11 protein-coding genes and 2 pseudogenes are annotated in these 9,558 nt (G+C 53.5%); 5 read left to right on the forward strand and 8 right to left on the reverse strand.

What is annotated here, in order from left to right; all coding sequences use genetic code 11:
• Positions 1–532 precede the first annotated feature (532 nt).
• Positions 533–1,858 (forward strand): Cdc6/Cdc18 family protein, encoded by a 1,326-nt coding sequence (locus DJ69_RS14110; protein WP_099256186.1) that lies wholly within the window; start codon positions 533–535, stop codon positions 1,856–1,858.
• Positions 1,859–1,994: 136 nt separating this feature from the next.
• On the opposite strand, the gene DJ69_RS14115 is transcribed toward DJ69_RS14110, so the two are convergent.
• Complete coding sequence (locus DJ69_RS14115; protein ID WP_099256187.1) at positions 1,995–3,245, reverse strand: RNA-guided endonuclease InsQ/TnpB family protein; 1,251 nt, start codon at positions 3,243–3,245, stop codon at positions 1,995–1,997.
• Positions 3,246–3,705: 460 nt separating this feature from the next.
• On the opposite strand from DJ69_RS14115, the gene DJ69_RS14120 reads away from it, so the two are divergent.
• Positions 3,706–4,689 (forward strand): hypothetical protein, encoded by a 984-nt coding sequence (locus DJ69_RS14120; protein ID WP_099256188.1) that lies wholly within the window; start codon positions 3,706–3,708, stop codon positions 4,687–4,689.
• A 185-nt stretch (positions 4,690–4,874) separates the two neighbouring features.
• Here DJ69_RS14120 and DJ69_RS14125 read toward each other — a convergent pair whose 3' ends face one another.
• Together DJ69_RS14125 and DJ69_RS14130 are read right to left on the reverse strand one after the other, a co-directional pair.
• Positions 4,875–5,132, reverse strand: coding sequence for a type II toxin-antitoxin system HicA family toxin (locus DJ69_RS14125; protein WP_099256189.1), 258 nt, complete (start codon positions 5,130–5,132; stop codon positions 4,875–4,877).
• Positions 5,133–5,134: 2 nt separating this feature from the next.
• Positions 5,135–5,410, reverse strand: coding sequence for a type II toxin-antitoxin system HicB family antitoxin (locus DJ69_RS14130; RefSeq protein WP_099256190.1), 276 nt, complete (start codon positions 5,408–5,410; stop codon positions 5,135–5,137).
• Positions 5,411–5,627: 217 nt separating this feature from the next.
• Here DJ69_RS14130 and DJ69_RS14135 point away from each other — a divergent pair, with 217 nt between their 5' ends.
• The 3 genes from DJ69_RS14135 (at position 5,628) to DJ69_RS14145 (ending at position 7,247) form a co-directional block, all read left to right on the forward strand.
• Positions 5,628–5,921: a hypothetical protein gene (locus DJ69_RS14135; protein ID WP_099256191.1), complete on the forward strand. Its 294-nt coding sequence runs from the start codon at positions 5,628–5,630 to the stop codon at positions 5,919–5,921.
• Positions 5,922–6,093: 172 nt separating this feature from the next.
• Entirely contained in the window at positions 6,094–6,663 is a 570-nt protein-coding gene (locus tag DJ69_RS14140; protein WP_099256192.1) for a type IV pilin, read from the forward strand.
• A gap of 152 nt (positions 6,664–6,815) precedes the next feature.
• The gene (locus tag DJ69_RS14145) at positions 6,816–7,247 is read left to right on the forward strand and encodes a TRAM domain-containing protein (protein WP_099256193.1); all 432 of its coding nucleotides are present in this window, start codon (positions 6,816–6,818) and stop codon (positions 7,245–7,247) included.
• A 63-nt stretch (positions 7,248–7,310) separates the two neighbouring features.
• Here DJ69_RS14145 and DJ69_RS14150 read toward each other — a convergent pair whose 3' ends face one another.
• The 5 genes and pseudogenes from DJ69_RS14150 to DJ69_RS14165 all read right to left on the reverse strand — a co-directional run.
• Positions 7,311–7,658 carry a DUF6788 family protein gene (locus tag DJ69_RS14150; RefSeq protein WP_099256194.1) on the reverse strand — a complete coding sequence of 116 codons (348 nt, stop codon included), beginning with the start codon at positions 7,656–7,658 and terminating at the stop codon, positions 7,311–7,313.
• Positions 7,659–7,888: 230 nt separating this feature from the next.
• On the reverse strand, positions 7,889–8,056 hold the full coding sequence (locus DJ69_RS19305) for a DUF7837 family putative zinc-binding protein (protein ID WP_449404443.1): 168 nt from the start codon (positions 8,054–8,056) through the stop codon (positions 7,889–7,891).
• Positions 8,057–8,294: 238 nt separating this feature from the next.
• Positions 8,295–8,711: pseudogene (locus tag DJ69_RS19100) on the reverse strand (HVO_A0114 family putative DNA-binding protein).
• 28 nt (positions 8,712–8,739) lie between these two features.
• A pseudogene (locus tag DJ69_RS18940) lies at positions 8,740–9,041 on the reverse strand (toxin-antitoxin system TumE family protein).
• Positions 9,042–9,219: 178 nt separating this feature from the next.
• On the reverse strand, positions 9,220–9,558 hold a 339-nt coding region (locus DJ69_RS14165), incomplete at its 5' end, for a MarR family transcriptional regulator (RefSeq protein ID WP_218962327.1).

The following is a 9,558-nucleotide window of genomic DNA, read 5'->3' on the forward strand; positions in this document are numbered from 1 at the left end:
ATCTATTCAACACAGCACTCTCAAGAACTCCTTAGGGGAAGTAAACATGAGATTCCTGGATGAGCAGTAAAATCGAAGTAACGGATGTCGAAGTAACGGATGTCGTTGGGACACCCACCACCGTTTCAGCAATTCACCCGAATTAGAGGTCGGGTCAAATACGCAGACGAGTCCCGCCGGAGAATATCTATTATAAACTCACCATATATAGGTTACTACACTGTAGTAAACTGCTCTATCTACGCTTCTACTACTACACTTACTACTACTAAAGGAAAAGAATATATAATGTAAATACGGTCACTGTGTCTTTGATCCGGCTAAAATAGAGGTATAAGTGGCTGAGAACCGCGTCTTCGTAGTATAACGTCTGTTTCCGTCAGAACCGATCGTTCCCACTCTTTGGCGTGAGAATTGCTGAAACAGTGGTGGGGGCGTGGTCTGTCTATTTCGTTTGGAACCACTGGTTGACGACATTCAAGACATTGCTGTAACCGGGGTTTTATTATCTCTTGCCCAGAGGGTTCCGCATATGACTCAGTTCTCGAATACCTCTCCTATTTTCCAACGGGAAGAGGTCCTTCGTGAAGAGTATCATCCCGACAATCTCCCTGAACGAACTGACGAGATGGAAGATCTTCATATGTCGCTGGCTCCCGCGGCTCGCGGAGTCGGTGCCAACAACGTGTTCCTCCACGGGAAGGCCGGTCAAGGGAAGACTGCCGCTGCGAAAGCCAAACTCTCCGAACTACAGGCACATGCCGAAGAAGAATCCGATCATCTGGACCTCACGACGGCATATGTCTCCTGTGAATCGCATGATCTCTCAACGTCATACAAGGCCGCTTCCCGCATCTATCAGGAACTTACCGGCAACAGCCGGCCGACTGGTTACGCAACCGACGTCGTGATGGACATGATGTTCGAGGCGATGAACGAGATCGGTGGTACGATCATCATCGTCCTCGACGAAATCGATACGCTCGGAGACGACGACCGGATTCTCTACAGTCTCCCCCGAGCTCGAGCGCAGGATTACGTCGAGGACCACGTCTTCCCCAGCATTATCGGCATCAGTAACGACCTCCAGTGGCGGGATAATCTCAGTCCGAAAGTGAAGAGTTCGCTCTACGATGATTCCGTCCTATTTTCACCATATGATGCGACGCAGCTCCAGCAGATCCTCCGCCGGCGCGCAGCGAAGGCGTTCCGTGATACCGAACTGACTCCGATCGACGAAGTCGACGCCGATGGAGTTCCGGAGGGAACCGTCGTCGAAATTGACCAATCCGGTCAGGAGTATCTGTTTCAGAGTGGTGTACTGACGGATGACGTGATCCCACTCGTCGCTGCACTTTCGGCACAAGATACGGGCGACGCTCGTCAAGCGATCAAATACCTCCGCAAAGCCGGCGAATTAGCGGATAAACACGGTGACGACCAAGTTGGTGCGGAGCACGCTCGTGAAGCCCAGGCACTCGTTGAGCGAGAAGCCGTCGTTGAGGCTATGCGTGAAATGACGACACAAGCCCATCTTGCCTTTGCTGCGCTTACTGCCCTGGAACTTTCCGGGGATGCTCCCGTCCGAGCCAAACCGATCTACGGCGTGTACAAGAGTGTCGCCTCACGAATCGATGCCGACAAACTCGGTCAGCGACGGTTCAAAGATCATCTCCGTGAACTCGACATGCAAGGTATCGCCGAAGGCGAAAAGGTGACGGCGGGTTCAATCGGTGGTCCTGCTTGGGAGTATCAGCTCCAAGTCGATACCGAGATTGCTGTCGAAGTTCTCAAGGATACGGCTCGATTTACAGATATCGATTTCGAGCATATCAGTGCTGATCGACCGAACGCGTAGTCTTGTTGTGGGTGATTTTTGACTCCCCGTTCATCTATACAACACCCCCCACCGTTTCAGCAATTTCAGGATACGTGACATCCTCCTCGCCGTAAACGGCGAGGCTTCCCGTGCCGCAGGTGGGATATTTGCTGGTCTACGACACGAATTGTTCTCTCGTGTGAAACGTCCCGCTCTCGCGGTCGAACAAGTGTGTCGATGGCTGTGCCACACAGCCGGTACTCCTATCCTCGCCGTGAGGACTCGGAGTTATCTTCTGGCGCATATTCTCCGCTCCGTTACAATCCGCGTTGGCTACCAACTCACACGACGAGCAGACGTACAGGCCACGCTCGACACGGTTCGATTTCGCGTCGTCTCCACACCGTGAACACGTTTTTGAGGTGTTCCACTCGTTCTCTTTCAGCACCGCAACACCCCGCATCTCGCCTTTGTATTCGAGGTACTGGTAGATGCGGTCGAACGCCCACGAGTGTAGTTTCTTGTTCCCGGCTTTGCCCCAGTCTGATTCTCGCACGTCTTCGGGCCAGCTCACCGCAAGCGTGCCAACACCACGTTCGACACACTCCGTGATGATGGCGTCCGTCAGCGTGTGGTAGTAGTGTGTCTCACGTTCGGAGAGTTTCTGACGCGCCCACCTCAACTGCTCTGACGGGCCGTTCTCTCCCTCGGTATCGTACTCGGCTCTGGTGAAGTAGTGTTTGTCTTCTTTGAGCGAGTTGCCGGGGTACAGGACGTATTCGTCCGGGAACGCGACCGTGGCGATATTCTTAATTCCGAGGTCGATTCCCGCAACACCGTCGCCTGGTGGGTCGGCAGATTCGATCCCGACCTTACAGACGAAGTGAAGTTCCCATTCATCACCGTTCCAGACGGCACGAACGTTCTGTACGTTGTTGACTTCCGAGAGATCAACGTCTGGTCGAGTCTGGTACTCGCAAAGCAGGAAGTCTGAGAAGTGTTCTTTCAGATTCGAGCCCTTCGAGAGTCGGACGCGGTTGTTCTCGGGGTCGTGTTTGAACCCGTCTTCCTTGAACGTCACCGTGGAACGTGGTCGGGTGTCGCCGTGTTTGCGGTAGCCGGGCGGATTCGCCTCATCGAACTTGTGTCGCAAGTCAAACCACGACTGGAAAGCGTCAGAAAGTTCTTCAATGACTTTCTGACTGGATTGTGCGTTCAAATCTTTCCAGCACGACTGATTCTTCATGTACGATTTCAGCACACTCCCGTTCGGGATCTCACCGGTTGCGTCCCAGATACGGTCGGCTGTCCATCGTGCGACGTTCCAGATTTTCGAGGCGGAGTCTCCGAGCGAATCAAGACCATCACAGACCTGTTGGTGGTTCTGGATGGAACCAACGTAGGTACGTGTGGCCCTAATCGCCATACATAGACTATGTAGACAAACTAAATTAATGGTGTGGATGTGCGTGGAATATCCACCCTACCGTCCGTGGGGGATTGGGTCAGCGTTGTCGGATTCACTCCCGGCGTAAACGCCGGGATTCTCTCCTTGTAGAAAGATAGCGACCTCCTCTGCTCTTCTGAGGACACCCCACCATTTCGTGAATTCTTCCTGATAACACGTGTTGTGTATGACTGTCTGCCTCGCGTGAAATCTCCGAAAGTGGTGAGCATATTACCATCTCAATCAGGCAGACGGAACTCGCGAAACGACTACTGTCACCCCACACCTAGGCAGTACTGGGGACCTTGGAAAGATCCTCTGAGGATAGGCTCAGAAATCAATCAACAAGCTGGCGTTTTCGTTGTTTCTGTTGGTTAATCACGGAGAGAGCTATCACGCACGCCCGTATGCTTTTGTCTCGCAGTACTGAATCGCCAGTATGTCGTTTCGAGTGACGTGGGACAACCTCCTCGACAACGTGGAGGAACTTCCAGCAAACGCTACACTCCTCACTCCGCTCTCTCAGAAGACGTTTCACATCACCGACGTCCAGCAACACCGAGTGCTGATCGAGTATCAGGCTGACAGTGAGACTGTCCCGCTCCAGCGAGAGCAGTTTGAGACGCTGTTCCAGCGGGTTGACCATGCGACTGGAGCGTTCGATCTCGATCGCCTCCCACCCGGAGCTGAACCATATGCCACCGTCATGAGTCTCCATCCGCGATTCACAATCAACGATCGAGACGGCACCCTGTCCGAAAGCGAGACGCCAACCCCGTCGCCGCTCGTCGATGCGCACACGGTCGAACACGACGATGGCCCACGAGAAGAGTCCGATATCTCAGTGTACGCAGACGCGCTCCTGTTGATCGATACGCTCGAGCAGCACGACATGACGTCACTCACCGAATTAGACGTGCCGACGCTTGTGAACCTCTATACGCTGCTGTCAGATGTCCAGCGCAACGCCAACGATCTTCGACAAGATGTCCGTGGCGTCTTGCTTGAACGTCTCCATCACGACCAACCTGTAAGTGGGAAATACGGGTCCGTTCAACGGACTGTCCGTCGGAATCGAACACTCAAAGATGACGAAGAAGTCCTTGAGCTGCTGGAATCAGAAGGAATCGACCCCGAGCGAGTGATGAGTGTTGATACAAGCAAACTCGATGACGCGTTGGAGGTAACGTCACTCTCTGAATCTGATGTGTATGACATCGAGGAGAGCGAGTATGTTCGGAAAGCAGATGTCGACGACGAGATGAAGGAAAGCCGTCTCCAAGGGCTCAAAGACCAGTTGGCTGGAGCCGACGAAGACACAACCGAGCTCCAAGCTGAGATCGAAGAACTGGAGCAGCGTATCACTGAACTCACCAGTTTTGACTCCGGGACATCTTACCACACTCGTTCAACTGGTGGGTAGCCAGCGTCTGGGTGAATACTGTCACGGCCGAGACTGCGGGAGGACTGTTCTATCGTACTCGTTGGGAGACGACATACCGGCCACGGCAACTGGCTAGATGAAGGGTGTCATACAATTGTTCTCATGACCGTTCTTCACTACCCTGATTCGCTCAGTACAGGTGACTCAAATACCGGGATTGGTTATCACCTGTTCTCGTCGATCCACTCGCAGAACGCTTCGAAGTTCTCCGCACCGGCGTCGTCAGCAATAGCGTGGAGCGTCCCAATGCTGACTGAGTCGTGGGCCGGAACGCTCACTGTACGCGTCTCCGTGTTCTCATGGCTTTCTGGTGGATCCCATCGAAGAATCAGGTGATCTCCCGTGGTACGAACGTGCCGAAACCCACCAACGTTCACCAGCACTTTGTACACGTCTTCACCGGAAAAATCCCGTTTCACCATCGCTACTGTAAGATATCGGGAAGCTCGTCGCTCTGTGACCGAGCGACTTCAGGATCAACACCGAGGTCACGTATCTCCTTGTCGGTCGGAGAGCGCCCGCCATTGCCTTCTACCGCCTCAATGACGGCGTCAAGATTGTCAAGTGCTATCTCCCGGCTTTTACCTTGAGCGGTCACTCCGACACGGAGATCACGAGCCGTCCACTGACCATCTGGGTTCTTCACTAAGCGGATCTCCCGTTCAGGAGAGTCCGAATCACCAGAATCGGCTCGTGCCATACCTGTCGGTACCTCACCGAGACTCAAAGCACTTTGGGAGACCTACATCTCACATTGACCACTGATGATGGATACGCAGAATACACCGAGCAAGCAATTCAGTTTCTACACTCCTGGAAACAACCGCCTTGTGAACTGTTCTATAACACCCTGTAGACGGTGTATCCGGGTCGTGCTCAAGTTGGGTTTTATCAGTAGAATAGACCTACGATCCGGTATGACCGACTCGGCGTCTCCAAGCGTCTCTGTCTCGCTATCTGAGCCGACTAACGTTTCAACAGTCCTAGACCGGGCCGGAATCGATTACGTCACTGTTCATGAGCAGCGACTGCTGGCGATCTATCATACCGGAATTTTCAACGTGACAACCAAACTGGAGTCAGTGACGAATGCGCGCATGCTCGCGATCGAATGCTGGGAAGCTCCACTTCCGTCTCGTAGTGATGAGCGATCGCCACAGGAACTTCTCGAGGACTTTGCGGTCGTGTTTGATGCCGACGATGAGTCCTGAGGTGGTCTCTTGGGAGCTTTGAGCAGACCCGGCTGTAACCAGTTGAGGGTACTAGAAACAAGTCATTTGGCGTGAGTCGGAGTAATAATAAATTTATTTACATATAAAATATGTCGGAGCCAGCCAGCAGTGACTCCGTGATTATATTACTGAGCAGCGAATAAGTAAGATAGTGAACGAGCAGGATCGCGCTGTCACTCCTGTTATTTCGACCATTCTCATGGTCGCTCTTGTCGTCATTTTAGCTGCGACAGCCTCTGTATTCTTTTTTGCTGTGGCAGGTAGCATTACTGAGCCCGCTCCGAATGTTGCTGATACAACTGGCAAATTCGAAGTTGCCGATGGAAGAGCAGGTGACAAGCAACTCGTCAAGATCACTCATGTCGCCGGTGACGGGGTCCAGGTTAACGAACTGGAAATTGTTGTCCGGGCAACCGGCCCTGGCGTAGATACTGAAGCTAGGTTGGTTGATCTTCCGGCTGATGGCTCATCATTTGAAAATAAGAATTTTGCTGACGGTGACCCTCATAATCTGATTGATGATGGGGATACTACTAAAAACAGCGTTGTCATATCGGATGGAATCGATGTGTGGTCTGCGGGCCAGACAATTACCTTCCGAATAAATACCGGTACGGCTGATTTTCGTGAGGGCGAAACTCCTGACGCCGACGAACTTGAAGTCGTGATCGTCCATACGCCGTCTGGGACGATTATCTCACAGAACACGTTCACGCCCTAACGGTCTGAAAAAGCCCCTTGATACCTCAATCCAAATTTTCTCAACGCTGTACCTGTGCTCGTTATCCGGTACGCACTGGATTAGATTACTATCTCAAAGTAGCGCGAAACACGAGATTTAGATACGTTGAGTAGCTAAAATCGTGATGCTCGATGATCGAAATTTCTGATTCGCTTCGCTCTGTGTTCACTGCTCAAGTCGAAGAACGTGATGGGTCATATATTATGGATGTCCCCGCGAGTGAGATTGACCACGACGCGCTTGCTGTCGACGAAACGTATCGCGTCGCGATCTTGGCATCAGCATCCTCGACAAGCCAGAAGACTCAGGAAGAGCAACCCCAATCGGCTGCGCAAGAACAAACTCCGACCTCGGACGGTCCTCCCGTAGATGAAAGTGAAGTCCGCGACGTGACCATCGAGGCGACGGGTGATCAAGGCGACGGCATTGCGAAGGTTGAACGCGGCTACGTCGTGATCGTCCCCGGTGGACAACCAGGTGATGAGCTGTCGGTCGAGATCGAGCAAGTCAAAGAAAACGTCGCGTTTGCTAGTATCGTCGAACGTGACTCACCAGTGGTGTAGCGTCGATTTATTGCCGATATCTGTTGGTCGAGTCGTTGAAGTTCTGGTAGTCTCGACTCACCGCTACTCACTCCCTGGCTTACCGACGTACTCCGATTTCATCGTGCCGTTCTCACGATAGTAGCGGTAGAGATACGGACCATGCATATCCGTGGGATTCCCGCTGGCGCACTTACAGCTGTCGTCGCCACAGGTGACTTTCTCTTTGACGACGGTCCCGCTTCCTGCGCTATCGGACTCCTCGACGGGTTCGGCAGTCTCGGGAAGCTCGTCGGTGTCGACCGATCGGTCGCGATACTCCATGAGCGCCTCAACGTAGTTCTGTATCTCATGGAGTGTCTCCGTATCTTGTTTGGGGAGCCCCTCTGCGAGATACTTCGGGAGCGAGGTGGGTGGTGACGGCTGCTTCATATCTTATGTAACAATCGAAGCCATGTTAGCGTTCGGCTGCTACATAAGGTTAAACCTTCTCTACCTGCCGTGACCACTTCAGCAATTACTCGAGATCGTAGGCCGCAATCTCGTGAGAGCCACACTGTGGACACTCATCGACGTCCTTCTCCACGCTGTACCCACAGTGACGGCACTCGTGGTGCGTTGTTGATGGTGACTCGGGTCTGATGATCTGCTGGATGAACTGTTTACTGAGCATTGACGGGATCGACGATCTCGCCACAGTCGGGGCATTCGGCCCACACGCCCGGTTCCCCGCTAGCCGTTTCATAGTGGATGATCGCGTGTTGTCTAGTAACTGTCTCGCCACAGAACGAGCAGTCGCCACGGACCGTCTCTGAGTCATTAGGAGTCATTCTCCCGAGTTCACCGGTTACTTTTGGGGGAGAGGGAGTGTGTGACACTGTTTTGGAGCTGATCCGGTTGTTGAAACCGACTCAGCGGTGCTCCCTCTCCCCAAAATTTGAGATTCTGTGACTTATAGCTCAGGCGAGCGAGGCGAAAGTACTGTTCCGGGACAGCAGCGTGATCGCGGCTCGTGGATAACCATCGCACGAGAGCCCCATAGTACACTCGGAGAGTGGTGAGTGGTGACTACGCGCCTGCGGGAGTACCATCGGCGTCACTGCTATCGATAAGCGGGTAGTCGATGTGGACCTCGATGCGGTCGAACGGAACGACGGGTTGAATTACACCGCTGGGCCCGCCTCCTTCAAGCGTGAGGATGCCCAGTGCTTCCAGCTGCTTCAGGTCTGAGTGGACGTCGGACACGTCACGCTCAACGAGATGCGCTGCCTCGCGCATGCTCTCAGGTGCCTCCTCCGCGATCGCTCGGATGAGCTCAAGGCGCAGCGGTGTGTGACTATCGACGAAATCGTCGTAGGTGCCGAATTGAAGTGTTGCCTTTCTGTCCTATTCGTCGAGATCGTCGGCCTCAACATCTTGTACGAACTGGAGCCCGTCCTCACGGAGCTGTTCTCGGTCGCCGACGGTGATGTGGAGTGTGGTCATGATCGGGGTATCGTGTGTCGGTATTCGATCAGTGCGGCCGGGGCGGGTCGCCGCCGACGGCGTCCCAGTACTCGTCCGCGCTCGCCCAGAACTCGACAAGTCGATCCTCCATCTTGGGGAACTCGATGTCTTCGAGGTCGCTGGCTGCGGTGTGGTTTTCGTGGTCTTTCGTGTCTTCGTGGGGATTGTCGTACAGGACGGGTGTGAGGTTGTTGAGAGTGCCCAGATGAAGCGTGTATTTCCGGCTAGGGGGTACGTTTCGGTGTCGTTAGGGGTACGAGTACGACACCTGTCCTTGGGCTGCTTCCTTCTTTTTTGATAACCGCGTATTGAGCGTCTCTGACCAGATATTCTTTCGTTTATCTCTGTACCTAGTATTGCTTCCTCCCACTCCGTTTTGCTCTCCATTTCGCACACGGGGGTGGGGTTGACCAAGACTGTCTGAACCCGCATCACCCTCGTCACATATCTACCAGCTGTGAACGACCACTACACTGTACTTAGCGAGCTATTCCTCTAGACGGCCGTTTTCGATACCTGCGATGAGGGATTCAATTTGTGTTTCTTCCGTTTCGGAGTTCTGCTCCGGGGGATTCGTTCTTCCATCCGAGTCGAGGTTGGGGAGTTCCCGCTCCCAGCCGTCCTCGGCGTAGCTGTCGTCGGGTGCTGACTCAAAGAGTTGTATGAGTGAATCGAGCGACTTGAGCCGTCGCTTTAGCTCATTGGCTTGGTTTGGGTCGACGTAATAGACATTGTCTGCCTGTTTGACGAGGTCGTGCTCGAAGAGACGATTCATCGTGCTCGAGATGGCGGTCTTGTTAAGGGCAGTTCGATCTGCGATTTCGCG

The organism is Halorubrum persicum (genome assembly GCF_002727125.1).
Classification (GTDB): domain Archaea; phylum Halobacteriota; class Halobacteria; order Halobacteriales; family Haloferacaceae; genus Halorubrum; species Halorubrum persicum.

What these genes read in the sequence shown, in the direction of transcription:
- DJ69_RS14110 (WP_099256186.1), top strand. Translation starts at nt 533, where the DNA reads ATGACTCAGTTCTCGAATACCTCTCCTATTTTCCAACGGGAAGAGGTC.
- DJ69_RS14115 (WP_099256187.1), bottom strand. Translation starts at nt 3,245, where the DNA reads ATGGCGATTAGGGCCACACGTACCTACGTTGGTTCCATCCAGAACCAC.
- DJ69_RS14120 (WP_099256188.1), top strand. Translation starts at nt 3,706, where the DNA reads ATGTCGTTTCGAGTGACGTGGGACAACCTCCTCGACAACGTGGAGGAA.
- DJ69_RS14125 (WP_099256189.1), bottom strand. Translation starts at nt 5,132, where the DNA reads ATGGTGAAACGGGATTTTTCCGGTGAAGACGTGTACAAAGTGCTGGTG.
- DJ69_RS14130 (WP_099256190.1), bottom strand. Translation starts at nt 5,410, where the DNA reads ATGGCACGAGCCGATTCTGGTGATTCGGACTCTCCTGAACGGGAGATC.
- DJ69_RS14135 (WP_099256191.1), top strand. Translation starts at nt 5,628, where the DNA reads ATGACCGACTCGGCGTCTCCAAGCGTCTCTGTCTCGCTATCTGAGCCG.
- DJ69_RS14145 (WP_099256193.1), top strand. Translation starts at nt 6,816, where the DNA reads ATGATCGAAATTTCTGATTCGCTTCGCTCTGTGTTCACTGCTCAAGTC.
- DJ69_RS14150 (WP_099256194.1), bottom strand. Translation starts at nt 7,658, where the DNA reads ATGAAGCAGCCGTCACCACCCACCTCGCTCCCGAAGTATCTCGCAGAG.
- DJ69_RS19305 (WP_449404443.1), bottom strand. Translation starts at nt 8,056, where the DNA reads ATGACTCCTAATGACTCAGAGACGGTCCGTGGCGACTGCTCGTTCTGT.